Origin of the sequence: Clostridium boliviensis, from assembly GCF_033342255.1 — a bacterium.
GTDB lineage: Bacteria > Bacillota > Clostridia > Lachnospirales > Lachnospiraceae > Lacrimispora > Lacrimispora boliviensis.
In genome coordinates, this window is the sequence record NZ_JAWONS010000216.1 from 201,216 (window position 1) to 227,371 (window position 26,156).

Here is a 26,156-nt window from a genome sequence, read left to right on the forward strand (position 1 = left end):
ATTTCATATTATACTGCGCAGATGATATCCTGGCTATCCCTGTCCGCGCATCATGGCAATTTCTTTTGCATAACCAGGTAAATCATTGGGAGTTTCCAGATAAAACGGAAGATTCTTAAGGCTGGGATGCTCCACAACCCTTTTCAAGGCATCAAACCCAATCATCCCCTGCCCGATTGCCGCATGGCGGTCCTTATGGGAGCCAAGTGGATTCAGGCTGTCATTCAAGTGAATCGCTTTCAGTCTGGGCAGCCCGATAATCCGGTCAAATTCATTGAGAACTCCATCTAAATCTCCGGCAATATCATAACCTGCATCCCATACATGACAGGTATCCAGACAGACTCCCATGCATTCCTTTAACTGAATCTGATCCAGAATCTCCCGCAGTTCATTAAATGTTCTGCCCACTTCACTTCCCTTACCTGACATGGTCTCTAACAGAACCGTAGTATTCTGATCCGGTTTTAAAATCTGGTTGAGCATATGGGAAATATAACCAATCCCTGTTTCCGTTCCCTGACCGGTATGGCTTCCCGGATGAAAATTATAACAGTTGCCCGGAATGTACTCCATCCGTTCCAGATCATCCTTCATGGTATCTCTGGCCAGTATTCTTAAGCCTTCATCTGCAGAACAGGCATTGAGTGTATAGGGAGCATGAGCCAGAATCCGGTTGATCCCATGTTCCTTTGCAAAGGAAAGAAACCGTCCGATATCCACCGGATCAATCTTTTTGGCCTTCGTTCCTCTTGGATTCCTAGTAAAAAACTGAAATGTATCCGCACCGATCTTCACAGCCTCTTTTCCCATGGCGAGAAACCCTTTGGAAGAAGACAGATGACAGCCAATTGTAAGCATAAAAATCTCCTTTTTACTTTTTTCTGATTCTCTTTCGTTTTGACTGACTGATTCCTTTTATTGCAATAAAGATAAATATAGCAGCCAGCAAAATCTGAATTAAAATGCTAAGAAGCACCCAGTTATTCATGATGAAGTTATCGGGATGAGGTCCAAACCAGTTATTTAAGCTGTTAAGCACCTGACTATCTCCTGCCTGACGATTGATCATAACATAAAAAGTAGCCACCGGATTTAATAGAAGCAGATACAGGAATGCACCGGAATTGGCCTGGTCCGCCACTCCGTTTATACTGGAGACATAGGAGCTGTTCACATTCAGCCTTGCCAGGGACAGCATGAATATATTCACTGCATAAGTTCCGGCTCCGATAAAAACCAGCACTCCATAGCTGACCACAGTGGCAATGGTAGACCGTTTAAACAGGGACGAAAAACAAATTCCCATACTTCCGCATAAAAGTGCCACTGCCAGATAGCATAAGAGCAGAAGAAACACATCGTAAATCATCACTCCGCCATAGACGAACGAAACTGCCAGTAATGGAAAGCTGGATACCACCATCAGAAACATGGTGCTGAATGAAGATAAAAGTTTTCCCCAGATAATTTCTGACGGCTTCATGGTTGTGGTCAGCAATATATCTAGTGTCTGGCGTTCTCTTTCCCCGCTTATACTTCCCGCAGTAAGTGCTGGCATGATAAACATTAGCATGACAAATTCCACAACTGCAACAAATACATACAGATTAGTAAAGGAAGAGTACTGGATATCAGCCGTCAGCTTCACCCGCTCTACTACGGAATACATATTCAGCAATATTACCAGAGCCAGTATGGAATTAAAAATCACCAGAGTCATAGCCAGCCGGAAACTTCTTGCGCTGACCATAGTCTCCCTCTTATAAACCGGATTCATTTTCATATACAAGCACCGCCTTTTCTTTATCAGGATCTGTAATCTGCATAAATAATGATTCCAGGCTTCCCTGTTCCCTGCAAAATCCATGAACCAGCACTTCCGCATCAATCAACTGCTGAAGCAAAAGAGCTTCATCCTGCTGGTCTCCAATAAAATTCACGCGGATATCTCCTTCCTTCACTGCGATTGTCTGCACGCAGGGTTGGCTTTTTAAGATAGTAAGTGCCTTTTCCTTACTTCCAAGAATGGAAATAATAAGAGGATTGGTGGCATTTACCCGTTTTAAAATCTCTTCCATACTTCCGCTTAAAACCATCTTTCCCTGATCTATAATTCCGATATCCGTACACAGCTCAGACAGCTCAGATAAAACATGGGAACTGATAAAGACCGTCTTCCCCTGCTCTCTCAGTTCTTTTAAGATCTCCTTAAATTCATAGCGGGTCCTTGGGTCCAGACCAGATGCCGGCTCATCAAGAACCAGCAGCGGCGGATCATGAATCAGTGCTCTTGCCAGACATAAGCGCTGCTTCATCCCTCTGGATAAGCTGTCTACATAGAAATCTGATTTATCCTCCAGCCCCACCTGTTCTAAAAGTGTCATATAACGGCTTCTGGCCTTTAAGCCATCCAGTCCATAACAGGAGGCAAAAAACTCCATGTATTCATTGACCTTCAGATTATCATATACCCCAAAAAAGTCTGGTACATAACCGATTTTCTCTTTCAGGTGGTTTAAACCTTCTGACACATCTCTCCCGTCAATCAGTACCTGCCCGCTGTCAGCAAACAGAAGTCCTGTCATGATTTTAATCGCAGTCGTCTTTCCTGCCCCGTTGGGGCCTACAAAACCATAAAGGGAGCCTTTGGGAATTACAAAATCCAGACCATTTAAGGCATGAAATTTTCCGAATTTCTTTTTCAACTCTTTTATTTCTAACATCATTTATCCCTTCCCAGAACCATCAGCATGGGCAGCGTGACATACCAGTTATTTTCAACGGTATCCTCACAGACGTACTTGACTGTCAGGGTATTACCCGGCGACAGATAAGGGGTCAGTTCCTTTGCTGTATATTCTGTTTTTTCTGGATCCATGGAATCGTAATTGCCGGTATTATGATTATAAAAATAGGTTTTACCCTTAAATATATTGGTATAATTAGTACTCTGATTATTTAAAAATTCATCGGAAGGATTTTCAAATATAAGCTTCTCCACATTTAAATCATTTCCCAAAGAATATTCCAGAGCAACCGGATCCACTCCGTAAATAGCATTGGAGTCTGAATAATACTGTCCGCTTACCGCTACAGGCGTTTTCATCAGTGCGGACCGGTATGTTTCCCCATTCTTATTAGATTTTACATTAATTGTTGAGGTAAACATGGTCACTCCATAGGTTTCATATTCTCTGTTAACCAGAAACTGGCTGTCTTTCTGGTCCTTGCTGAATGCTACAATCCGCGCTTCCTGGTTGTAAAAGGAAGAATATTTATCAAGGTAAAAACTCAGTATATTGGTTCTGGACAGAGCAAGCATATAATCCGGATCTTCAATATCTGCCTTGGAATACTGATAACTTCCCGTAACACGGGCAGACACCTGAAAAGAATTATTAATGGGATAATTGATGACAGGTGACCCATCAAGCTTTTTTGTCTCTCCAGGCTTTAATTCATCAATGACTACCATCTTTCCATACATGAGAATGCCTGCCTTTTCCACTGAGAATGGATATTCATTGGTAATGGTGCCATAAACACTGCCTTTAAACAGCGTGATATTCCCCCAAAGGCCCTTCCTGTCCTCATTGAGGGTCCGCTTCGATAGTGTATAGTATTTAGGACTAAATGCAGCAGCGTTCTGTACGGAAACTCTCGTGCCGTCTTCGCCATAGCCTATCCGGACATTATAATCTTCATTTCCGGAAAATTTCGGTACCGGTTCCCTTTCATAGGACTTGCTTCTGGTTATGGGAAGAAGATTATAGGACGGGTCCAGAAGTATGGAGTACGCTCTGTTATAGGGCGTTCTCATATTGATATACGTGTATTCATCTTCAAAATTTTCTGAGTCATCATAAATTGTTGCATAAGTAAAAAAGGTATCCCGAAACCGTGTCTTTCCACCCATCAGATAAACCACAATTGTGAATAAAAGGGATACTCCAACAATGGCAGTTCGGTAATAACGCCGCCCATCCTTCCGCTTTAAAAACAGATAGGTTCCTGGTCCAACAAGTGCAATATAGGTCAATATAACGATGGTATAGAACGCAAGCCCTGGCAGCTTATCTACATCTCCTGTATTAAGCATATTCTGAACAGCCCAAAACTGGCTGGAATTACCATTATATAAATAAGAAGATAAATTATTTAACCTGGTTTCTCCTAATAAAGCTGTAAAAAGCTTATCAACGTAAGAACGCTGGGTCTCACAGAATGGTGCGATGTCCACAAAATCATAGGCAGCAACTCCCACAACGCCTTTTCCTCTGATTGCCGCGGTCAGAACAGGAAACTGGTCATTTGACAGAACACCGGTTCCCCCTTTTAAGGAAATATCGGCACAGACCAGGTTCATAAAGGAGTCTCCGGGGCCATTAGTCGCATACTCCACGCCCATATCCACTGATTTCATTGCAGGCACTTCATAATCATCATTCAGAAGATCCGACCGGAAAGCATACAATGTATCATCGGCACGGGCACCGGTTCCAAAAAGAAGGGTACCACCCTCCTTCACCCACTCCATAATGGCGCATATCTGGTCTTTTGAAAGCTTTCTGGTATCATAATCCGTTATAACAAGAACATCCAGAAGATCCAGACCAATTACATGATCCGGAATCTGATCCGTCTGCATCTGGAATGTTCTGATCTTCACTGCACTGTAATTGACGCCCACTCCATCCATATAAGAGAGCTTATCAGGCTTGTCGGAAAGAATCCCTGCATAAAGCTCTGCTACATCTGTGGGAACATTCATCTTTAAACGTTTGCGTATCAGTTCCGTACCATGGGAATCTAAAAGCTTAACATATAAAATATCTGCTCTTCCTACCGGAACATCAAGCGATTCCTTTACAGAGCCCATAGCGTCTAATGAAATGGGGTAATCATACTGATAGATATTATAGTCGGATTCCATTGCCTCCACACGCACAGTACCGTGAAAGGCGGAACCGGCCTGGCTTTTCAATGTAAAATTAACAGGTATATAGCGGTCTGCCTTGGCATTCCCATCGTATCCATACGAAACCTCCATACCGATATCGGAATAATTCTCACCGGTGTATTCCTGAGAATAGGAGTTTTCTTTCTTGTCTCCACCCTCCGAGCCATTTGAGGTCATGCCGAAAGCAGGCAGCAAAGTGCTGCCTGCCAACGTGAGCGCCATGGCACAAATCAGGGATATCTGTCTGACTTTCATTTTGTCACCCTATCTTTCCAAAGTTCTCTTTATTCACATCAAAATCCGTTTTCAGCTTTACCGTAAATACCGTTCCTGACAGGTCACTGGTCACCTGAATGCTTCCGCCATGCATATCCACGATATTCTTGGAAATGGCAAGACCCAGTCCGGTTCCTCCTGTATTGGTGGAACGGGACTGCTCCACACGGTAAAACTTATTAAAGATCAGAGGAAGCTCTTCTTCCGGTATCACATAACCGTAGTTTACCACCTGGATCGATACAAGTTCTTCAGTTCCATGTACCTTTACCAGGATCCGTTTTCCGTCTGCTCCGTATTTGATTGCATTATTAATGAGATTATCAAACAGACGGGCCAGAAGATTGGCATCTGCTGAGACGATCTGGGCAGGGACATTACTTTGCAGCTCATAAGAGAGATTTTTGTCCATAAAACTGGGATAAAACTCTTCCAGGAGCTGACTTAACAGCTTTATGACATCCACCTTTGTTACATTCATGGATATCTTTCCGTAGTTTAGTTTTGTAAATCCAAATAAATCCTCAATCAGCTTTTCCAGCCGCTTTGTCTTTACGTATGCAATCCCTATGTACCTTTTCTGTATTTCCTGGTCAATCTCTCCCTCCTTTGAAAGGAGCTCCAGATATCCGATAATGGAAGTTAACGGAGTCCGTAAGTCATGGGCAATGTTGGTAATCAGTTCGTTCTTGGTACGCTCTGCCTCCCGTTCCTTATCCATTAAATCCCTTAAATCTTCCACCATCTTATTTAAACTTGCAGCCATGACGGAAAATTCGTCATCTCCTTCAATGCCTACCGTGATGTTTAAATCTCCTTTTGAAATTCTCTGCATGGCATCGGAAATTTTTCCGATATAACGCATGGATTTCTCCTGGAGAAGGAGAAAAGTAACTGCGAATATACCGATTCCAAACACAACGTAAATGAGTATTACTACCACATCAAATGTGGTGAGCATCTCAAGAAATGCATTATCGTCCTGAGTACTCCTCACATAGGATGCAATGAGGGATACGTTGGTCACCAAAAATATCTCGATCAGAACCGTGACTATGGCGCTGTAAAATATATTGGCAATAACCCGGGTATGGAAACGGCGATTGATATCATTTTTCAATTTTGTATCCTACCCCCCAAACAGTTGTGATGATCTTGTTCTGTCTGGTGTCTTCCTTCATCTTACCTCTCAGACGCCTGATATGTACCATTACCGTGTTATTGGCTTCGTAAACCTTCTCGTTCCATACCTTTTCAAATATCTCATCTGTACTGAACACTCTTCCAGGATTGGAGGCCAGCAGATACAGAATGTCAAATTCAATAGGAGTAAGCTTTATCTCCTCCCCATATACTGTCACCTTATGATTATCCTTATTAATGGTCAATCCTCTGATTCCTATCTCATTCTTTGCCGATTCGTTAACCGCACTGTTGGGATTAAGCTGGGTATAACGGCGCAGCTGAGATTTGACTCTGGCAGTCAGTTCCAGCGGATTAAAGGGTTTTGTCACATAATCATCTGCTCCTGTCCCAAGTCCTAAAATCTTATCTAAATCTGTTGATTTGGCACTCAGCATAATGATCGGAATGTTGTTGGTTTCCCGTATCTTCTTGCACATAGAAAGACCGTCCATCCCAGGCATCATAATGTCTAAGAGCACCAGATGAATCTGATTCTTATTAAGAACCTCCAGTCCCTCTTCTGCATTGTATGCCTTGTATACTTTATATCCGTCACTGACCAGATAAATCTCCACCAGATCCGCAATCTCTTTCTCGTCATCCACAACCAGAATGCTTATTGTCTCGGACATTGAAAAATACCTCCCTTGTCGTTATGTAAGCGGCGATCTCAAGTTGAAAAAGAAAAAGCCTGCATCCATTCTACCACAAGAAAGGTATCTTTGCCTTACTATTTTCTTACAAAAAAGCTATAAAACGGTAAATCAGGAACACCTTGTCAACCCTGGCTTTCCGTCGGAATAAACACTCTGCTGCCTGACGGATCCAGTCTGCCAAGCTCCGCTCTGACAGAATGAGTGACCTCCTCACAGAACCGCTCCTGGCTGTTAATCAGTGTCTTTCCTCTCTTATCTGGTTTTTCCCATGTCCCATCCGGCTTTAGAATATGCGATTTTACATTATCCTCCAGCTGTATTTTCAGGACATGCAGAATTCGCTCCATCAATTTGCTGTCTTCCACAGGAAACATGATCTCTACCCGTTTATCCAGATTTCTCGGCATCCAGTCAGCACTTCCAAGATAAAGCTCCGGACTTCCATCATTTTCAAAATAGAAGATTCTGGCATGTTCCAGGAAATTTCCGACGATGGAACGCACCGTGATATTTTCACTCATACCAGGGACGCCCGCTTTTATGCTGCAGATTCCTCTTACAATCAGCTGTATGTTCACGCCTGCACAGGAAGCTTCATACAATGCAGCGATCACCTCTTTATCGCACAGAGAGTTCATCTTGGCTATGATGCGGGCCGGCTTACCGGTAGAAGCATTTCTCGTTTCCCTCCTTATCATCTTTAAAAACCTGACCCGCAGCCAGATCGGCGCCACTACAAGCTTATTCCAGTGTAGGGGCTCCGAATACCCGGAAAGCATGTTAAACACTGCAGTCGCATCTTCCCCAATCTGTGGATTGCAGGTCATCAGACCCAGATCCGTATACAGCTTTGCAGTGGAATCATTATAGTTTCCAGTACCCAGATGGACATAGCGGCGTATGCCATCCTCTTCCCGCCGGACCACCAGCGTAATCTTACTGTGCGTTTTCAGTCCCACCAGTCCATAGATTACGTGACAGCCGGCTTTTTCCAGTTTTTTTGCCCAGTTGATGTTATTTTCCTCGTCGAAACGTGCTTTTAATTCCACCAGCACGGAAACCTGCTTGCGGTTATCCGCAGCCTCTAAAAGAGCTGCAATAATGGGGGAATTGCCGCTGACCCGGTAAAGCGTCTGTTTGATGGCAAGAACCTCAGGATCCTTGGCTGCGCTCTTAACAAACTGCACCACAGGATCAAACGTCTGATATGGATGGTGAAGCAAAATATCTCCCTTGCGGATATTAGAAAAAACATCATCTTCATTCATCAGTTCAGGCACCTGCTGGGGAATGTATGGAACTTCCTTCAGATGATCAAACCCCTTTAACCCATACATCTTCATGAGGAATGTAAGATCCAGAGGCCCTGCGATCTCAAAGATATCATCGGAACTGATACTCAGCTCACGTTTTAAGATCTTTAGCAGGCGTTTATCCATTTTCTCTTCCACCTCAAGACGGATGGCCTCTCCCCACTGGCGCTTTTTCAGCTGCTTCTGAATCTCCTCCAGAAGATCAACGGCTTCCTCTTCATCAATGGTAAGATCCGCATTTCTCATGACCCGGAACGGATGAGAGGTTATTACGTTGTAGTTTAAAAACAGGCTTTCCATGTTCCGCTCAATGATCTGTTCCAAAAGAATGAAAGACCGCTCTCCTGATTCACTTGCTGGAAGCTCCACAATTCTTGGGAGAACACTGGGAACCTGAACCATGGCAAACTCAAACTCCTCTTCACCGCTTTTCTTTTTTAACAATGCCGCGATGTTTAGAGATTTATTGCGGATTAAAGGAAACGGTCTGGAGGAATCCACTGCCATTGGAGTCAGAACCGGATAAACATCTCTCACAAAATACGTATCTGCAAATATTCCTTCCTCCCTGCTTAAATCTTCATGTCTGGAAATAACACGCAGACCATTCTGCTTAAGAGCAGGAAGAAGCGAACGGTTATAGGTAGAATACTGCACGGAAACAAGCTCATGCGTCTGTTCACTGATGCGCTCCAGCTGCTCATCCGGTTTCATTCCGGCAATATCAGGCTTTGTATATTTTGCATGAACCATATCCTTTAATGAGGCAACACGTACCATATAGAATTCGTCTAAGTTGGAGGCTGTGATACTTAAAAACTTCAGCCGTTCAAATAGCGGCAGGCTTTTATCTCTTGCCTCACTTAATACCCGGTAATCAAACTCGATCCAGCTCAGTTCACGATTTACATAATTATCCGGATTGTAATATATTTCATTGATGTCTGCCATCAGGATAACCTCCTCTTCTGCCTGAGTACAGGCCTGATACCAAATATCTCTTCAAAAAAATCTGCTTTTTGATTAAATGATATCGCTTCCAGTGTCATATCTCCTTCATAAGATGTTGTAATTACAAGTCTGCCCTCCTTTACTATCATTCGGTTATTTGACAATTTCTGTTTATGGCTCCGGTCCATAGAATTGGCAAGTCTTAAAATAGCCGTAAGCTTGGCAATCAGGATGGTGATGTCTTCAAGAGACAGCTCTCCTTTTGTATTGCGGAATAGTTCCTCATTAAGCTGTACCCTGTTATAATCAAATTCCACTCCATTGTACCGTACCACATTGGCGATGATTTCCCGTTCCATATGGGATAAACCTATGATTTCAGTTGACATAATGATGTTATAAGCGGATTCACTGGGCTTTCTCATACTGATAAATTTGCCGCATGCATGAAGAATTGCTGCAATCTGTAATAGAAGCCTCTCCCGTTTTCCCATACCATGATACTTTTTCATACTGTCAAAGATCACAAGAACATACTTTTCCATATGATCCGTATGAGGTCCGTGGCATTTATAGCGCTTTGCCATGTTCCTTGAGGCAGCGAGAATGTCCTCTGAGAAATCGTGATTAAATTTTACTGTCTTTGCTTCTTCAGCGTATTCTGCAGCAATGCTGTCACATAACCGGATACCGGGAATCCAGAACATCTCCGCTCCCGTAAGCTCAAGAACACGTTTGAATATAATGGCCGCAGGAACTAAAAGTGCGGCATATTCCGCATTGACACCAAACCGCTCCTGAATCTGATCTAACGACATCAGCTTAATCTTATCGTAGAAAATAATAAATTCTTCTGCAGTAATCCATTCTACCGGTTTTCCGCCATGGCTGCCCCTGGACAGATAAAGGATGCTTTCTCCAATACCGATGAGGTTCTTAATTTCCCGGTCTTTTAAATAAACCTTTCGGAATGTATTTAACTCATTGTCCACCATCTCTTCAATCAGAGTGTTCTGCATCTGAGTGCTCACCTGCATATCTCCCATCATCTCCCGGATCCGTAATACTCCAAGCATCAGATTCTGGGTGGAAATGAGAGCATCCTTATCAAATAAAGAAACCTGCATGCTGCCGAATCCCACATCTACGATGGCGGTTCCCTTCTGTATAATTTTACTGAACTCCGCATCTTTAGAGGCAATCGCCTTATAACTGATAAAACGCTGCTCGGAGTTACTGATAATCTGCACCTCAATGCCGGTTCTTACCCTGATCTGATCCAGTACAATCTGGCTGTTTTTAGCTTCCCGAAGTGCACTTGTGGCATAGGCACGGTATCCTGTCACTTTATAGGACTGCATAATATCTGCAAAGTCTTTGATTACTTTGCACATCTCATCTACTAACTCATAGCGGATTTTCCCATTCTTATAGGTATCCCTTCCAAGGGCGATAACGTGGCGGACATGATCAATCTTGCGGATTCCTGTTTTAGGGGAAATCTCATAGATGCCAAGTTCAAGTTCAAAAGATCCCACATCAATAGCGGCAAATAAACGCACTGCCATACTTGTCCTCCTCCCTGCCCTCTTCGGGACAGTTTTCTATTATTCTATCTTAAATTTTTACCATTTGTGTCAAATATCGGTAAAATTTTCGAAAAGTTTAACTATTTTCCTGTTTTCCCAAAAGATAGGTAATAAACTGATTTGCTGTCCTGCCAGACAGGCCGCCGTGATTCAGTTCCCAGATATTCGCCCTCTGGTAAAGTTCTTCCAATGGCATGGAGATCTGACTGCGGTCTGCCAGCTGCCTGACAATTTCTTTGAATTCTGCTGGTTCCGGGGCTCCATAGTAAATAGTTACGCCAAAGCGGGCAACTAAAGAGAGCTTTTCCTGGACGGTATCATTATTATGTAATTCATCATCCAGTTGTCTCTTGTCGCTGAACTTCTCACGGATTAAGTGACGGCGGTTTGAGGTTGCATAGATTAAGACGTTGCCTGGCTTCTTTGCAAGTCCTCCTTCTATAATTGCCTTCAAATATTTATATTCCAGCTCGGTATCTTCAAAAGATAAATCATCCATATAGATGATAAATTTATAATTTCTGTCTTTGATCTGTTCCTGTATTTTTGAAAGTGTATGAAACTGATGCTTATATACTTCAATGATGCGGAGTCCTTTGTCATAATATTCATTTAAAATTGCTTTGATGCTAGATGATTTTCCGGTTCCGCTGTCACCGAACAGCAAAACGTTGTTTGCCGCCCTGCCATTTAAGAAAGCTTCTGTGTTTTCAATCAGCTTCTCCTTCTGCCGTTGGTATCCCACGAGATCCGACAAATAGATATGATCCATACTGGTAATCGGGATGATCTGCGGATCCGTGTCTGTCTCCTCCACACGAAAAGCCTTATTTAAACCAAATTTCCCCACGCCAAAATTCTTATAAAATTCAGTAATAATATTACCAAAGGTCCGGATATCTGGTGATTCCTTCAGTTTCACTGCAAGGGTCACAATCTGATCTCTGATTCGTCTGTTATAAATTTTACTGTTTCCGTCATTGGCATGGTAATCAGAAAGTGCCGCCCAGATTCTTCCTTCTTCCCCGGTATCCAGCTTTCGGATATCCTGATCAAACAGCTCTTTCATAATCTGAAAATCATGGGCAGCAAGTTCATTTAATGTCCCCTTTACCGGACCGGTTATTTCGCAGGACGTGCTGTAAGCGTTCTCGTGGTCTGCCAGACATAATGCTAAAAAACAATGCCAGAGATTCCCCTCAAAGCCATAGGAAGCCGCCAGCTCGATAAGCTGACCGGCACAGGCGAAGGATTCCGGCATTGTTTCTTTCATATGCTCTGCTTGGGGCGCCAGCTGGCTTAACATCTGGTCAAAAAGCTTCTGGTATTTTAAACCTCGGTATAAAATCAGTTCTTTCAATATCATAATACCTCCATGTGTAAATTGAAGTCCGGCCTGTCTCCAGGCCGAACCTCATAATAAACATCAGTAATTTCCCAGGACTCTCATATTGCGTCCCTCTTCTGATATACCTTTTAACGCATTCTGAATCGGGGGATCGCTTAAATTCCCTTCCATGTCCACAAAGAACCGGTATTCCCAGTTTCTTCCTGGAATCGGCCTTGACTCAATCATGATCATGCTGATTCCGTTATAGATCATATTGCTCAGTATATTATAAAGAGTACCGCTCTTATGAGGCAGTTCAAAGCTGATACTGACTTTTTGTGCATCCTCCCGGTATATCCTCTGGTTTGACAGGATAATAAACCGCGTGGTGTTAAGCTTATTATGATTGATGGATGATTCAAGGATTTTCAGCCCATAGAGTCTGGCAGCAATCTCACTTGCGACTGCAGCCTGAGAGGGATTGCCTTCTTCAATGACCTTTTTGGCAGCCACAGCAGTATTCTCCACACTGATCTGCTTCCAGTCTCTGTTGGCATTTAAAAATTCCGAACACTGCATCAGGGCCTGCGGGTGGGAAAATACAGTACGGATATCCTCCTGTCTGGAATCCTGTAACCCTAACAATGCATGATTTACAGTAAGAAATGTCTCAGCAACAATGTAATTACTGTACTTCATCAACAGGTCATAGTTATCACTCACCGCTCCGGCAGAGGAATTCTCAATGGGTAGCACTGCATAATCGGCACGGCCGGACTCCACTTCTTTCATGGCATCCTCAAAGGTTCCCACGTGATAAACGCTGGCATCAGAACCAAAATACTGGAGCGCAGCTGCATGGCTGTATGCACCTTCTACTCCCTGATAAACCACCCGTACATCTGAAGAGGGAATGGTTTTCACCGGCTGGAAGGTTTCCTCTCCCTTCAGCCCATGTTCCGCCATCAGCTTATACTGATAGTGGCGGCTGATTGTCATCATCTGGGTAAACAGTTCGCTGACTGCCTGTTTCATGAAACCGCCATCAACCATACCGGTGACGGAATCAATTTTTTGCATTTCTCTTTCCTTATCATAAACCGGTTTTCCGGTTTCAATCTTAAATTCAGCTACCTCACCGCTCAGTCTCATTCTTTTTTCGAACAGTTCTACAATTTCACGGTCAATCCCGTCAAGCTGCGTCCGGATCTCCAGCAAGTCTAATTTTTTCATATGTCCATTCCTTCGTCTTATCTGTTTGTCTTCTTTACCGAATTCCCTGCAGGGAACGTTCCGTTTTAAGCATATCTTCAATCTGCTTCTTTACATAGGCCCCCGGAAACTTTTTAAGTTCCGGTTCCAGCTCCTTTATAAAGAAGGGATCTCCAAATTCAATGGTCACCCGGGAAGGACGTATAAACGGAAGGTGATTCTCGAAAACCTCTGCAGTTCCGGTCATAGCAACTGGAACCACCGGGCATCCGCTCTTTTCTGCTATTTTTAAGCTGCCTTCCTTAAATGGAAGAAGCTCCAGGATATCTTCCTGTTTGTTTCTTGTTCCTTCCGGAAATATCCAGACAGATATTCCATTCTTTACCTGCTCAATCCCCTGAAGAATGGTTTTTAACCCTTCTTTTAAATTCTTTCTGTCCAGGAACAAACAATTGACATATTTCATCCAGGTGGAAAGAAGGGGAATACGTTCCATCTCCTTTTTGGCCACAAAACCAACCAGACCAGGAACCGTCGTATATCCTACAAGAATATCAAAATAGCTTCTGTGATTTCCAACGTATAAGACTGCCTGGTCTTTTGGCAGCTTTTCTTTTCCTTTTACCGTAATTTTTACACCTGCCAGGAACAGGATGATCCTAAAAATCCAACGGACTTTAGAAATGCTTTGTTCATCACGCAGACGGCGGTTCTTATTACCGGTCAGAAATTGTACTATCAGGACCGGAATACTTAAGATCAGATAAAAAATAACTGTTGCTGCTACAAGAATAAATCGAATCATTGGTCTAGTCCTCCATTCCATCTATTATATAGAATGGTTTCTTTAATTACAATACTACCTGCCTTTCTTTTTTGTGATTTGTTCGAACAATAATCCCGCAGCAAACCAAAGAGGAGCAAAATCAAGGCGGATCAATCCGTCGATGTTGGTGCTTCTGCCTGTATAATCCCACGGGCACATTCCCCTGCCCCGCAAAAGGGTTCCGGATAGATACTCCGCCACAAAGATCAGCACCATATAGAGAAATCCGTGACGGATAGCAATATCTGTTCTCGCTGTTGTCATACCGGCTCCCGGCGTAACCCAGCGGTCAATCAATGCTCCGATGGGCGCCAGCAATGCCCCACAGCCATAAATAGGAAACATGAGAAGAGATGTCTGCCCCATCAGACGCCAGTCATGGCGTAAAATTGATTCTGTTGAGGTAAAAATAACCTCCAGGCACCAGCCTGCAACCCCGCATTTACAAAAATCCAGGGGTAATTGTTTTAAGTTTAATTGTGATAGTATCTTCATAAGGTTCATTATGTGCCGGATATGGAGATATTATGTTGTGCTGTAATAGAATTCTATAAAAGGGGTGAAAGAAGCCGGCTGCCCTGTTCCTTTACCCTGATAAAGATACTTCTTGCTTCATATCTTTCCGGCGTGATCTCCTGGCATACCTTTAAATCCTCAAGAAAGCGTTCTTCTAACTTCCTGGTGGTTTCCTCATCATAGATCACTGCATTGACTTCAAAATTCAGTTCGAAACTGCGGATATCCATATTGGCAGTTCCATAGGAGCTGACCCTGCCGTCTGTCATAACCCCTTTCGAATGCAAAAAACCGTTATCATAGGTATAGCATCTGGCGCCTTCAGAAAGAAGATCTCCCACATAAGAGTAGGTAGCCCAGTAAACAAAGGGGTGATCAGGCTTACACGGAATCATAAGCCTGACATCCACACCGGATCTGGAAGCAACCTTAAGAGCCGACAGCACCGCATCATCGGGTACGAAATAAGGGGTCTGGATATAAATATGATGCTTTGCTTTTGAAAACAAGCGGATATAATTATCCCGGATCTGTCTGCTTCTGGCATCCGGCCCGCTGGCGATAATCTGAATCCCCAGTTTCCGTTCCGTCTGATTCATATCCATCACTCCCAGACTGTCCAGGCAGAATTCGTTTCCATCTTCACAAAAATATGTCATATTTTTAAACAAATTCTCTCCCACTGCATAGTTCCAGTCCAGTGCAAAACGGATCTGGAGACTTAAAACAGAGCCTCCCTGAAGCTTTAGATGTGTATCCCGCCAGTATCCAAATTTGGGATCTTTTGAAATATACTCTCTTCCGATATTAAAACCGCCCACATACCCAACGCGGTTATCAATGACAACAATCTTGCGGTGATTTCTATAGTTAATACGCAGATGCAGCCTTCCCAATACCGGAGGAAAAAAAATCCCAACCCGGACACCGTTTGCTTTTAATCTCTCCCATTTTGATTTGCGCATGAACCGTCCGCCCATACCGTCACAAAGGATCCGGACTTCCACGCCCGCTTTTGCCCGTTCTGTTAATATGGGAATAATGGAATCAAACAGCTCATCGTCCTTTATAATATAATATTGAAGATGAATAAACCGGTTTGCCTTAGACAGTTCCTCCCTGAGATCCTGGAACTTTTTCTCCCCGTCAGTAAAAATCTCCACGGTATTGTCAACCGTTAAAACAGAACCTGACGTTTCTAAATTGAAAACGACGAGGTCAGAGTAATCCCTTTCCAGAGAAGTATTAAGACCCATATCGTGGCTTTTTAAAAACTCTTCCTGGTTCCTGGCTGAGAAACGCATACGGTCCTCCACTTCCTTAACCCGGAACATCTTCCCTTTCCTCATATCCTGCCCCAGCACGAGATAAAAGAGGAAACCAAATACCGGGATAAAATACAAGGCTAAAAGCCAGGTCCAGACTGCCTTGGGATCCCTCCTCTGAAAAAAAACAATAATAACAGAGAGTACCAGGTTTATATAGATTAAATGCTCCATCAGCCAATTCCAGACCGCTATGGTCTGATTCCAGACAGATCCCATGTCAAATCCCCCCTTCTCCTTCTGCCCTGTTCTTCTCGGGCAGAATTCTTATACACATGAAACAGTTTTCCATTTTTAATCTCTTTCATTCTAATTATTTTATGGTCCGATTCCTGCAAATAGTCACAAATCTATTTTTCCAAAAAAGGTCCCCGCAGCTGCGACGACCCTTCTGTATCCAATACAATTACAAAAACTGATTTTTTATTTTGTCATACCGATAGTCAATGGAAGCCAGAGACCCGGTAATCTCTTTTTCCTCTATTCCCAGACTCAGACAAAGTTCATTTAAAGATGGGTAAAAATCTCTCAGCTGCGTATTAATATAACTGAGCAGCATAACCGGATCCTTTGGTATATTAGCCATATTTTTTCTCCTCTATCTGTTTGTCCCTCATTTTATCACAGTTTTCTTCAATTTTCAAGAAATCCACTGTACGAATGGGAAAAGAAATGCTACAATCGGTTCATAATTCATCAGGAGGTATTTTTCATGAAAAAAATAATGATGCTGGGAACCGGTGGTACCATCGCATGCAAAAGAGGAGAATCCGGACTGAAGCCCCTTCTGACTTCCAATGAACTCCTTTCCTATGTTCCCGATGCGGCAGATTACTGTCACGTGGACAGTCTGCAGATATTCAGTATAGACAGCACCAATATGCAGCCGAAGCACTGGCTGGAGATTGCAAAAGCAATCGAAGATCATTACGATAACTATGACGGTTTTGTTATCTGCCACGGTACCGATACCATGGCTTACACAGCCGCAGCCCTTTCTTATCTTGTACAGAATTCTCCAAAACCTATCGTTATTACCGGTGCCCAGAAACCTATTGATATGGAAAATACCGATGCAAGAACCAATTTATCGGACAGTCTCCGCTTTGCAAGCGACGACAAGGCTCACGATGTAAATATTGTTTTTGACGGAAAAGTGATCTCAGGAACAAGAGGGAAAAAAGAGAGGACCAAAAGCTACAACGCATTTTCCAGCATTAATTTCCCCTATATCGCCACAATACAGGATGGTCATGTAATCTTCTATCTGGATGACAAAAAACACCGCTCCGGCAACCCTGTATTTTTCCATAAACTTAATTTTAACGTTGCACTGTTAAAGCTGATTCCTTCCATGGGGGCAGACATTCTGGATTATATGGCAGAGCATTACGATGCCGTTATCATTGAATCCTTTGGTGTAGGAGGACTTCCTTCCTATGATACCGGTGATTTTTACAAGGCAATTGAGAAATGGATCTCTCTTGGAAAAACGGTGGTTATGACCACTCAGGTGACGAATGAAGGCAGCAATATGTCTGTTTATGAAGTAGGGCACTACATAAAGAAAGAGTTCGGACTGTTAGAAGCATACGATATGACTCTGGAAGCCACCGTAACCAAGCTTATGTGGATTATGGGACAGACAAAAGACCCGAAGGAAATACGGGATACTTTTTATCATACGGTTAACAGGGATATACTCTGGTCCGTATCATAATCTAATGCAATCAGAAAAGGGAGCCACGGCTCCCTTTTCTATTCTTATTCCAGATAGGCTATTAAATTTGCCCCATCTTCTGAAACATCGATTACAATTTCACTGCCTGCATGTATCTCATCTCCCAGGATTACCCTTGCTGCAAGTGTCTCCACATGCTTTTGAAGATAACGCTTTAACGGTCTGGCACCATACACCGGATCATATCCCTGCTCCACTACAAACTCACGGGCCTGGTCTGTGAGTTCAATCCTGATCTCACGATCCTGAAGTCTCTGGTTTAAATCCTTCATAAGCAAACCAACAATACCGGAAATATTACTCTTATCCAATGGTTTAAACAGAATAATTTCATCGAGGCGGTTTAAAAATTCCGGTCTGAAATGAGATCTTAAATCTCCCATGACCATATCCTCCGCCTCTTTTCTGATATTTCCTTCTTCGTCAATACCAGTCAGAAGATACTGGGATCCAATGTTGGAAGTCATAATAATAATGGTATTTTTAAAGTCGACGGTTTTACCTGTGGAATCGGTAATCCGTCCGTCATCGAGAACCTGCAAAAGTACATTAAACACATCAGGATGGGCTTTTTCAACTTCATCAAACAGCACCACAGAATATGGCTTTCTGCGTACTGCTTCTGTAAGCTGGCCACCCTCATCGTATCCCACATATCCTGGCGGAGCTCCGATCAGTCTTGATACCGAGTGCTTTTCCATATATTCACTCATATCAATTCGGACTATGTTATTATCATCATCAAACAGGCTATCTGCAAGTGCTTTTGCAAGTTCTGTTTTTCCCACTCCTGTCGGCCCCAGAAAAAGAAAGGAACCGATTGGCTTTGTTGGATCCTTGATTCCTGCCTTTGATCTGATGATTGCTTCAGTCACCTTCAAAACGGCTTCTTCCTGTCCAATGACCCTCTTATGAAGCTCCTGATCCAGATGAAGGGTTTTGTTTCTCTCACTCTCTGTCAGCCGGGCAACCGGTATTCCTGTCCATTTGGATACAATCCTGGCAATCTCATCTTCTGTAACACTCTCACGCACCAGACTTAAATCCTGATTTTTCACCCGCTCCTCTTCCTTCGCAAGCTCCTTCTGAAGCTGGGGCAGCCTTCCATACTGAAGCTCTGCTGCACGGTTTAAATCATATTTCTGCTGGGCTGTCTGGATTTCCCTGTTTAAGCTTTCAATCTCTTCTCTTAAAGATGAAAGACGTTCTACCGACGCCTTTTCATTCTCCCACTGCGCCTTCTGAGATGCAAATTCATCATGAAGCTCTGCCAGTTCTCTCTGCAGTTCCGCCAGACGGTCCTGGCTTAACCTGTCTGTTTCCTTCTTTAACGCCGCCTCTTCAATCTCCATCTGCATAATTCGTCTTGACAGCTCGTCAAGCTCAAAGGGCATGGAATCCAGCTCTGTCTTTATCATGGCACAGGCCTCATCAACTAAGTCAATGGCTTTATCCGGAAGAAAACGTTCGCTGATATAACGGTCGGAGAGAGTCGCCGCTGATACCAGAGCGGAGTCTGTGATCTTCACCCCATGATAAACTTCATATCGCTCTTTCAAACCTCTTAATATGGAAATCGTATCCTCTACGGTAGGTTCCTCCACCATAACCGGCTGGAATCTCCGCTCCAGAGCCTGATCCTTTTCAATATACTGACGGTATTCGTCCAGAGTTGTTGCGCCAATACAATGAAGCTCTCCTCTGGCAAGCATGGGTTTTAACATATTACCAGCATCCATGGAGCCTTCCGTTTTTCCTGCTCCCACAATGGTATGAAGTTCATCAATAAAGAGGACAATCTGTCCGTCGCTTTTTTTAACCTCATCAAGAACTGCCTTTAACCGCTCTTCAAATTCCCCCCGGTACTTTGCACCTGCCAGTAAAGCGCCCATATCAAGCGCAAACAGCTTCTTATCCTTTAAGCCATCAGGTACATCTCCTCTGACAATTCTCTGGGCAAGCCCCTCCACAACCGCTGTCTTCCCCACACCGGGTTCTCCGATTAAAACCGGATTGTTCTTTGTCTTTCTGGAAAGGATCCGGATTACATTGCGGATTTCACTGTCTCTTCCGATTACAGGGTCAAGCTTCTGGTCTCTGGCCCTTTCTACCATGTCATACCCATACTTGGTCAGGGTATCGTAGGTAGCTTCCGGATTGTCGCTTACCACCCGCTGGTTACCCCGCACTGTGGATAATGCTGCTAAAAAATTTTCTCTGGTAATTCCATAACTGCGAAACATCTCTTTTAATGCTCTTGAGGGCTGTTTTAACATGGCAAGGAATAAATGCTCTACGGAAACATACTGATCTCCCATTCCCTTCGCCTCATCCTCGGCACTGATTAAAACTTTATTTAAATCATTGCTGATGTAGAGCTGACCTCCGCTGACTTTCGGAAGGTTTTGGATTGCCCCTGCAGCTTCCGAAAGAAACTGCTCCTTTTGAATATTCATCTTGGTAACCAATTTGGAAATCAGACTATCTTCTAAGGTGAGAAGACTGTAGAGCAAATGCTCCTGTTCAATCTGCTGATTTCCATACTCATAGGCAAGCTTTTCACAATTCTGAACAGCCTCCATGGACTTCTGTGTAAATTTATTAATGTTCACGGCAATTTCCTCCTTATCCGGCTCATTACAAGTATTGCATTGTTTGTTCTATATGTAATATAACAAACGCAAGCGACCATGTCAAGATACTTTTACCGAAAAAAATCAGATTTATAAATAATATCTTACGGTTTCCTTTCCCTCATTGTTTTTTTCCAGACCTTCGCTTATAATCGACTCATACAATTCCTGGATAAATTGGAAGGAGGAGAATATGTCTGACAGACCCCGCTTTTATCGCGCTAATGCCATTCACCTAGCTGCCGCCATGCTTTTATCCGTTTGGTTTGCTGCATTTGGCACGCACATTCTGGTAAGCTATGCCCATACAAAAGATGAATCGATTTATATCTCCGGGAACTGGGTGAAGGATGAAGCCGGCTGGCGTTACTTCAATCAGTGGAATTCAAAATATCCTGCTGGACAATGGATCGAATATCAGGGTAATTCCTATTATTTTAAGGACAATGGTTATATGGCTACTGGCTGGCATTATTTAAATAACCATTGGTATTACTTTAATCCTGAAGAGGGAAGTACACAGGGCGCCATGGTGACCGGCTGGATTCACGACTCTCATTATAATAGCACCTTTTATACCAACCAGATAGGCATCATGGTGACCGGTTGGCATAAGATTGACGCAAACTGGTATTATTTTAACCCGGGTCCGGATGGCATTGCAGGACAGATGGCAGTCAGCCGGGTGATTGAAGGCTCTTATGTGAATGCAGATGGTAAGATGAATGAAGAAATAGAGTAGGGAAATAATTGCCAAGAATTATTTCCCTACTCTATTACCTTCTTATTAATCATCTAATTACTGAAGCTCGTAGCTTTTTTCCATCTGTACCTTTCCTGACTTTTGTCTGAATGTTGAATAAATAAAGAATAAAGTAATTAATACAACCGTAACAATGACTAATGTTGGTGTCAGATTACGCAGTGATAATCCGATTACAAATAAAGTCACACAAAGGCAGAATGTCATTATTGCATAAAATGCTGGTTTTGAAATCTTAAAGTATCTGTTTTCCCAGGCATCAGGAATACGTTTTGGAAGACAAATTACAGCTACAATTGCAACAACATCTGAAATACGGCTGATGAGAATTGAATTGCTTGTAATTGTACTGATACTGAAGTTTAACAGTACCGGAACAACCGAAATAATATAAATAACTGTAAGTAAAATATAAGGAGCTCCTAAGCTGTTTGTTACTGCCATCTTCTTTGAAAACCATCCATCTCTTGCCATCTGATGGAATGGACGGGAAAAAACAGTAAAGGATGAATTCAGAGTTGTAGCAAGTGCCATGATTGGTCCACCAATGATAAATGCATAATACAATGGACGGGAAAGAATCTGACCAGCTGCAAGTGTCAGTGGTTTTCCAGCGACCTGATCGATTGGAAGAACGCCAGAAGCAACAATTGCAATCAATACGTATACAACAAGAATAACTCCACTGGCTGCAGTAATTGCAAAAGGAACATCACGGCGTGGATTTTTAGCTTCCTTACTAAAAGCAACAATAAATGACTGACCTGTACAGGAGAAAACTAATAATAAAGTTCCATTAAAAAATCCGCTGGCACCATCTGTAAAAAATTCCGGTGATGAGAAATCAAATGTTCCAGGACGTAAGTTAAAAAGGCCAACTACAATGAACACAGCCAGACCAACTAAAAGGCAGACAGACATAACATTCTGAATCTTTGCCATGAATTTAACGCCTAACATATTCGCAATCCAGAATAATGTGATTGCAATAACTGCAGTTAGTTTGATATTGACACTTGGAATTAAGGCATTTAAATAAGTTCCAAGGCCCAGTCCAAACATACCGCAGGCAAAACTGTTCAAAGTAAAGGCCATTCCATACATTCCGCCCCAGCGCTCACCAAGAATCGTTGCAACAAATGTGTAGTTTCCACCATTTACACGAATCATACTGCTTAACATAATATATGGAAATATAATGCATAATCCAAGAACAACAGCAAATATATAGGCAAGCCATATGGATCGGCCAGTTACACCGATTGCCTGTCCTACTAATGTTACAACACCGGCACCAATTACCTGTCCTACTGCTAATGACAATAATTCTCTAAAGCCAAGAGTTCCTTTACCAGATGTATTTTCCATATTTTTCTCCTTATTTAATTGTCACGATTTCGGCTGTTTCAATTGCTCGTTTCGACAATTCCTGCCCAATACCTGGTAATTCAGGTAACTCAAAGTATCCTTTTACTGGCTGATAGTTGTATTCACACTGCTGAATTGTACCGCTTGTAGTGTTGGCAATATGATGCTCATGAATAATGAAGTTTGGAATAGCCGCCTCCAGATGAAGAGCAATTGCAACACTGATCGGGCTTGAACATACATGACACTGAACACCTACATCATAAATATGAGCCATATCAGCTATCTTCTTACACTCTGTAATACCACCGCAGTTTCCGATATCTGGCTGAATCATAGATAAGCATCCGTTTTCAAAGAACGGGAGGAATCCCCATCTTGTATATGTTCTCTCCCCAGTAGTTAATGGAATGCTTGTATTCTCAGAAATTTTCTTCATAACTCCAGGATTCAATGGTGTACATCCTTCTTCCAGGAACATAATATCATACTGCTCAGCCATCTTAGCAAACTGAATGGCAGTGTTAGCGTCAGTCATTGCATGGTTTTCGATCATAATATCAATATCTGGTCCGACAGTTTTACGAACAGCAGATAATCTCTCCTCTGCCAGTCTCATAGTCTCTCTGCTTAGATGACCAGTTGTATCTAAATGAGTAAGAATTTTTCCCTGCCGGTCAAAACGAAGGAAATTAATCTTGATTGCCTCATATCCCTCTTCTACAGCCTTTACTGCTGCCTCACAGTAGAGAGAAGCATCTCCACCTGGTATCTGTGCAGGATTGAACCTATCAATTCCCCAGCCAAACTGAAGCTGACTTGCATAAGTTCTTAATTTGCTGCGCTGCTTTCCTCCAAGTAACTGGTACAGTGGAAGATTTGCAGCTTTTCCTTTAATATCCCAAAGCGCTGTATCGATGGCACTGATTGCAGCCATCATGATAGCTCCATTTCCCTGACCCCAGAAAGACAATTTAAAAAGTTTTTCCCAAATCACCTCATTAGCCAGTGGATCCATACCAATAATCAATGGGCCAAAATCTTTTAACAGCTCATATGCGCCTCTTGCTCCCGTTCCAATTGCAACTGCTGCCTCGCCTAAACCGTAGAATCCTTCATCTGTGTTAATCCGACAGATGACTGGACGTGACCCACCACATCCATTGTCTTTTTCCAGGGCCATAACATCCATACTGGTGATTTTCATAATTTTCTTCTCCTTTACATGTGTTTTTATGTATAATTGTAAGTTGTATGACAACTTACATGTTACAACTGCATTTTATGTTTGTCAATAAGTACATTGAATCCCATTGAAATTCCGTTAAAAATGCACTATTTAACTACATACTTTTTTAGCACTTTGACGAAAACTTATAGAAGAAGAATCACTTGCTTTTCTTGACAATCATATTTAATGCCGATATACTTTAATCAGTCAATAAGATATGGAGTATAAACTAATGGAAAATTTGCCAAAAATAGCAAGAAAAAGTGTATCAGATCAGGTCTTTGACCTGTTAAAAGACTATATTATACAAGGTAAGTTCAAAGTAGGGGAAAAAATCCCATCAGAGAATGAACTTACAAAAATGCTGGGAGTAAGCCGCCCTTCTATCAAAGCTGCTGTAGAACGATTGCGCGCAATGGGACTTATAGATATCCGCGTTGGAGATGGCAGCTATGTAAAGCAATTTAGTACCGCTGAATATATTGCAAACTATGCAGATTTTATTATGGATGAACAGAATATATCAGAAATTGTGGAGATTCGCCGAGCTTTAGAATTGGAAAGTCTGTCACTTGCGATTAAAAAAGCTGAGCCGTATGATATCGAACAATTAAAACATATATGTGACAATCTGGTAGATGCATTTAAACGTAAAGATTATGCAAAAGGTGCTTCCTATGATTTTGAATTTCATCTTCAGATTTGCAGATGCTCAAAAAATAAATATTTTCCAATGATGTATGAACTAATTGGAAGTCTGATTTATAAACAGATTGAGCTTTTTTCAAGCAATATATATAAAAAATATTCTTCCTCTATTCTGATTGATGATCACGTAAAAATGTACCAGGCTATAAAAGAAAAAGATTTCACACTATGCCATCAACTTTTTACAAACATGATAGATATAAATACACATATGGATTAACAAATTTTAAAAGGACAGTGCCGTCTAGGAAACGGACACTGCCCTTTTTTCAATTCCGCGAAACCTGAGTGCAAATACTGCTGCACGGAAAAACCAGTCAATAAACATTCCATACCAGACTCCCATGACGCCCAGCTTCATGACCTGTACAAAAAAATAGGCTGACGCGATTCGAAAGAGCCACATGGAGAATACAGAAACAGCCATTGTAAATTTAGCATCCATGGAGGCACGCAGGGAATATGGAACGGTAAAGGCCAATGGCCACACGATCATCGCATAGCTGTGTGCCTTTATCATCTCAACGGATATTCTGGACGCTTCCTGGGAAAGTCTGTATATGGAAACAAGCTGTCCGGAAAACAAGATCATAGCAACACACAGGATCAGTAGAATAGCGTAGTTGACCATGACTAAACGTCTGGTATAATGCTTTGCCTGTTTTCTTTCACCAGCGCCAACGCACTGACCCACTATGGTAATCAGTCCCAGACCAATGGCAGTTCCTGGAAGATAAAGCAAAGTTACAAGATTAGAAGCTACTGCATAGCTGGCAATCGCAGCAGTTCCCAGTGACGAAACCAGGCTTTGCAGTGCGATCTTTCCAAACTGAAACATACCATTTTCCAATCCATTGGGAATACCTACAGACAGAATATTCTTTATCATATGAAAATCAGGTTTTAACTCTTCAAGATGTTTGATTCTCACTGTATTATCAGGACTTTGAATCAGATAAAACATCATAACTGCGGCTACAATACGGCTTGTAAGTGTCGGGATTGCAACACCGGTCACCCCCATATGCAGACCAAACACACAGATTGCATTGCCAACGATGTTAATCGTATTCATTACTATGGATACCACCATGGATACCTTTGAGTTGCCCATGGAGCGGAACAGCGCCGCACAGGAATTATAAACTGCCATAAAGGGGTAGGACAGTGCTGTGATCCGAAAGTATATCACTGCATCATTCATCACCCTCGATTCTACATTGCCAAATATGGACGCAAGAAGAAGCCTGTTACCAACCAATGCAATGACAGACACTGCCAGTGATAATACGGTAGTCACACCAATAAGCTGGCCTGCTGCCTTGCATGCGTTCTCCGACTGCTTTTTGCCCAGATACTGAGCGGAAACAACAGCACCGCCGGTAGCCAGGGCAGCCAGGATCTGTAGAATCAGTATACTGATGGAATCCACCAAAGATACACCGGATACAGCCGCCTCGCCAACCGCAGCAACCATGATCACATCTGCCATACCCACCAAAACTGCCAGGATCTGCTCCACGATTAAGGGAGCCAGCAGCCGGATCAAATCTTTTCTATTAAACATATC

21 protein-coding genes are annotated in these 26,156 nt (G+C 42.6%); 3 read left to right on the top strand and 18 right to left on the bottom strand.

Going from position 1 to position 26,156, the window contains the following annotated elements; genetic code table 11:
* Positions 1–33: 33 nt before the first annotated feature.
* The 14 genes from RZO55_RS13565 to RZO55_RS13630 form a co-directional block, all read right to left on the bottom strand.
* Positions 34–861: a deoxyribonuclease IV gene (locus tag RZO55_RS13565; RefSeq protein WP_318064808.1), complete on the bottom strand. Its 828-nt coding sequence runs from the start codon at positions 859–861 to the stop codon at positions 34–36.
* Between the two features lie 13 nt (positions 862–874).
* Positions 875–1,786 carry an ABC transporter permease gene (locus RZO55_RS13570; RefSeq protein WP_318064809.1) on the bottom strand — a complete coding sequence of 304 codons (912 nt, stop codon included), beginning with the start codon at positions 1,784–1,786 and terminating at the stop codon, positions 875–877.
* Positions 1,764–2,729, bottom strand: coding sequence for an ABC transporter ATP-binding protein (locus RZO55_RS13575; RefSeq protein ID WP_439100053.1), 966 nt, complete (start codon positions 2,727–2,729; stop codon positions 1,764–1,766). Before RZO55_RS13575 ends, RZO55_RS13570 begins: the two co-directional genes overlap by 23 nt.
* Positions 2,726–5,218 (bottom strand): DUF8725 domain-containing protein, encoded by a 2,493-nt coding sequence (locus RZO55_RS13580; protein WP_318064810.1) that lies wholly within the window; start codon positions 5,216–5,218, stop codon positions 2,726–2,728. The genes RZO55_RS13575 and RZO55_RS13580 overlap by 4 nt, the downstream gene beginning before the upstream one ends.
* A gap of 4 nt (positions 5,219–5,222) precedes the next feature.
* Positions 5,223–6,359 carry a sensor histidine kinase gene (locus RZO55_RS13585; protein WP_318064811.1) on the bottom strand — a complete coding sequence of 379 codons (1,137 nt, stop codon included), beginning with the start codon at positions 6,357–6,359 and terminating at the stop codon, positions 5,223–5,225.
* Complete coding sequence (locus RZO55_RS13590; RefSeq protein ID WP_318064812.1) at positions 6,349–7,056, bottom strand: response regulator transcription factor; 708 nt, start codon at positions 7,054–7,056, stop codon at positions 6,349–6,351. Before RZO55_RS13590 ends, RZO55_RS13585 begins: the two co-directional genes overlap by 11 nt.
* 146 nt (positions 7,057–7,202) lie before the next feature.
* Complete coding sequence (locus RZO55_RS13595; RefSeq protein ID WP_318064813.1) at positions 7,203–9,344, bottom strand: RNA degradosome polyphosphate kinase; 2,142 nt, start codon at positions 9,342–9,344, stop codon at positions 7,203–7,205.
* Positions 9,344–10,912, bottom strand: a complete 1,569-nt coding sequence (locus RZO55_RS13600) for a Ppx/GppA phosphatase family protein (RefSeq protein WP_318064814.1) — start codon at positions 10,910–10,912, stop codon at positions 9,344–9,346. Before RZO55_RS13600 ends, RZO55_RS13595 begins: the two co-directional genes overlap by 1 nt.
* Positions 10,913–11,009: 97 nt before the next feature.
* Positions 11,010–12,299 carry an ATP-binding protein gene (locus RZO55_RS13605; RefSeq protein WP_318064815.1) on the bottom strand — a complete coding sequence of 430 codons (1,290 nt, stop codon included), beginning with the start codon at positions 12,297–12,299 and terminating at the stop codon, positions 11,010–11,012.
* Positions 12,300–12,359: 60 nt separating this feature from the next.
* Positions 12,360–13,496 carry a prephenate dehydratase gene (pheA, locus tag RZO55_RS13610; protein ID WP_318064816.1) on the bottom strand — a complete coding sequence of 379 codons (1,137 nt, stop codon included), beginning with the start codon at positions 13,494–13,496 and terminating at the stop codon, positions 12,360–12,362.
* Positions 13,497–13,530: 34 nt separating this feature from the next.
* Positions 13,531–14,280 (bottom strand): lysophospholipid acyltransferase family protein, encoded by a 750-nt coding sequence (locus tag RZO55_RS13615; RefSeq protein ID WP_318064817.1) that lies wholly within the window; start codon positions 14,278–14,280, stop codon positions 13,531–13,533.
* Between the two features lie 54 nt (positions 14,281–14,334).
* The gene (locus RZO55_RS13620; protein ID WP_336624297.1) at positions 14,335–14,796 is read right to left on the bottom strand and encodes a putative ABC transporter permease; all 462 of its coding nucleotides are present in this window, start codon (positions 14,794–14,796) and stop codon (positions 14,335–14,337) included.
* A gap of 53 nt (positions 14,797–14,849) precedes the next feature.
* Positions 14,850–16,361: a cardiolipin synthase gene (gene cls / locus RZO55_RS13625; protein WP_318064819.1), complete on the bottom strand. Its 1,512-nt coding sequence runs from the start codon at positions 16,359–16,361 to the stop codon at positions 14,850–14,852.
* 187 nt (positions 16,362–16,548) lie between these two features.
* On the bottom strand, positions 16,549–16,728 hold the full coding sequence (locus RZO55_RS13630; RefSeq protein WP_318064820.1) for a DUF4250 domain-containing protein: 180 nt from the start codon (positions 16,726–16,728) through the stop codon (positions 16,549–16,551).
* A gap of 126 nt (positions 16,729–16,854) precedes the next feature.
* Between RZO55_RS13630 and RZO55_RS13635 the strand changes: the two genes are divergently transcribed.
* Positions 16,855–17,862: an asparaginase gene (locus tag RZO55_RS13635; protein ID WP_318064821.1), complete on the top strand. Its 1,008-nt coding sequence runs from the start codon at positions 16,855–16,857 to the stop codon at positions 17,860–17,862.
* A gap of 44 nt (positions 17,863–17,906) precedes the next feature.
* On the opposite strand, the gene clpB is transcribed toward RZO55_RS13635, so the two are convergent.
* Positions 17,907–20,495: an ATP-dependent chaperone ClpB gene (clpB, locus tag RZO55_RS13640; protein WP_318064822.1), complete on the bottom strand. Its 2,589-nt coding sequence runs from the start codon at positions 20,493–20,495 to the stop codon at positions 17,907–17,909.
* A gap of 214 nt (positions 20,496–20,709) precedes the next feature.
* Between clpB and RZO55_RS13645 the strand changes: the two genes are divergently transcribed.
* Positions 20,710–21,258, top strand: a complete 549-nt coding sequence (locus tag RZO55_RS13645; protein ID WP_318064823.1) for a glucan-binding protein — start codon at positions 20,710–20,712, stop codon at positions 21,256–21,258.
* A gap of 57 nt (positions 21,259–21,315) precedes the next feature.
* Here RZO55_RS13645 and RZO55_RS13650 read toward each other — a convergent pair whose 3' ends face one another.
* Together RZO55_RS13650 and RZO55_RS13655 are read right to left on the bottom strand one after the other, a co-directional pair.
* A complete protein-coding gene (locus RZO55_RS13650) occupies positions 21,316–22,647 on the bottom strand; it encodes an APC family permease (protein WP_318064824.1) in 1,332 nt (443 codons plus the stop codon).
* A 10-nt stretch (positions 22,648–22,657) separates the two neighbouring features.
* Positions 22,658–23,854, bottom strand: a complete 1,197-nt coding sequence (locus RZO55_RS13655; protein WP_318064825.1) for a mandelate racemase/muconate lactonizing enzyme family protein — start codon at positions 23,852–23,854, stop codon at positions 22,658–22,660.
* Between the two features lie 256 nt (positions 23,855–24,110).
* Between RZO55_RS13655 and RZO55_RS13660 the strand changes: the two genes are divergently transcribed.
* Positions 24,111–24,806 carry a FadR/GntR family transcriptional regulator gene (locus RZO55_RS13660; protein ID WP_318064826.1) on the top strand — a complete coding sequence of 232 codons (696 nt, stop codon included), beginning with the start codon at positions 24,111–24,113 and terminating at the stop codon, positions 24,804–24,806.
* Positions 24,807–24,830: 24 nt separating this feature from the next.
* Here the strand turns inward: RZO55_RS13660 and RZO55_RS13665 are convergent, their stop codons facing one another.
* Positions 24,831–26,153, bottom strand: coding sequence for an MATE family efflux transporter (locus tag RZO55_RS13665; protein ID WP_318064827.1), 1,323 nt, complete (start codon positions 26,151–26,153; stop codon positions 24,831–24,833).
* Positions 26,154–26,156 lie beyond the last annotated feature (3 nt).

Bases quoted from the DNA above. Each gene is read 5' to 3' on its own strand.
- RZO55_RS13565 (WP_318064808.1), bottom strand. From the start codon at position 861: ATGCTTACAATTGGCTGTCATCTGTCTTCTTCCAAAGGGTTTCTCGCC.
- RZO55_RS13570 (WP_318064809.1), bottom strand. From the start codon at position 1,786: ATGAAAATGAATCCGGTTTATAAGAGGGAGACTATGGTCAGCGCAAGA.
- RZO55_RS13575 (WP_439100053.1), bottom strand. From the start codon at position 2,729: ATGATGTTAGAAATAAAAGAGTTGAAAAAGAAATTCGGAAAATTTCAT.
- RZO55_RS13580 (WP_318064810.1), bottom strand. From the start codon at position 5,218: ATGAAAGTCAGACAGATATCCCTGATTTGTGCCATGGCGCTCACGTTG.
- RZO55_RS13590 (WP_318064812.1), bottom strand. From the start codon at position 7,056: ATGTCCGAGACAATAAGCATTCTGGTTGTGGATGACGAGAAAGAGATT.
- RZO55_RS13595 (WP_318064813.1), bottom strand. From the start codon at position 9,344: ATGGCAGACATCAATGAAATATATTACAATCCGGATAATTATGTAAAT.
- RZO55_RS13600 (WP_318064814.1), bottom strand. From the start codon at position 10,912: ATGGCAGTGCGTTTATTTGCCGCTATTGATGTGGGATCTTTTGAACTT.
- RZO55_RS13605 (WP_318064815.1), bottom strand. From the start codon at position 12,299: ATGATATTGAAAGAACTGATTTTATACCGAGGTTTAAAATACCAGAAG.
- pheA (WP_318064816.1), bottom strand. From the start codon at position 13,496: ATGAAAAAATTAGACTTGCTGGAGATCCGGACGCAGCTTGACGGGATT.
- RZO55_RS13615 (WP_318064817.1), bottom strand. From the start codon at position 14,280: ATGATTCGATTTATTCTTGTAGCAGCAACAGTTATTTTTTATCTGATC.
- RZO55_RS13620 (WP_336624297.1), bottom strand. From the start codon at position 14,796: ATGAAGATACTATCACAATTAAACTTAAAACAATTACCCCTGGATTTT.
- cls (WP_318064819.1), bottom strand. From the start codon at position 16,361: ATGGGATCTGTCTGGAATCAGACCATAGCGGTCTGGAATTGGCTGATG.
- RZO55_RS13630 (WP_318064820.1), bottom strand. From the start codon at position 16,728: ATGGCTAATATACCAAAGGATCCGGTTATGCTGCTCAGTTATATTAAT.
- RZO55_RS13635 (WP_318064821.1), top strand. From the start codon at position 16,855: ATGAAAAAAATAATGATGCTGGGAACCGGTGGTACCATCGCATGCAAA.
- RZO55_RS13645 (WP_318064823.1), top strand. From the start codon at position 20,710: ATGTCTGACAGACCCCGCTTTTATCGCGCTAATGCCATTCACCTAGCT.
- RZO55_RS13650 (WP_318064824.1), bottom strand. From the start codon at position 22,647: ATGGAAAATACATCTGGTAAAGGAACTCTTGGCTTTAGAGAATTATTG.
- RZO55_RS13655 (WP_318064825.1), bottom strand. From the start codon at position 23,854: ATGAAAATCACCAGTATGGATGTTATGGCCCTGGAAAAAGACAATGGA.
- RZO55_RS13660 (WP_318064826.1), top strand. From the start codon at position 24,111: ATGGAAAATTTGCCAAAAATAGCAAGAAAAAGTGTATCAGATCAGGTC.
- RZO55_RS13665 (WP_318064827.1), bottom strand. From the start codon at position 26,153: ATGTTTAATAGAAAAGATTTGATCCGGCTGCTGGCTCCCTTAATCGTG.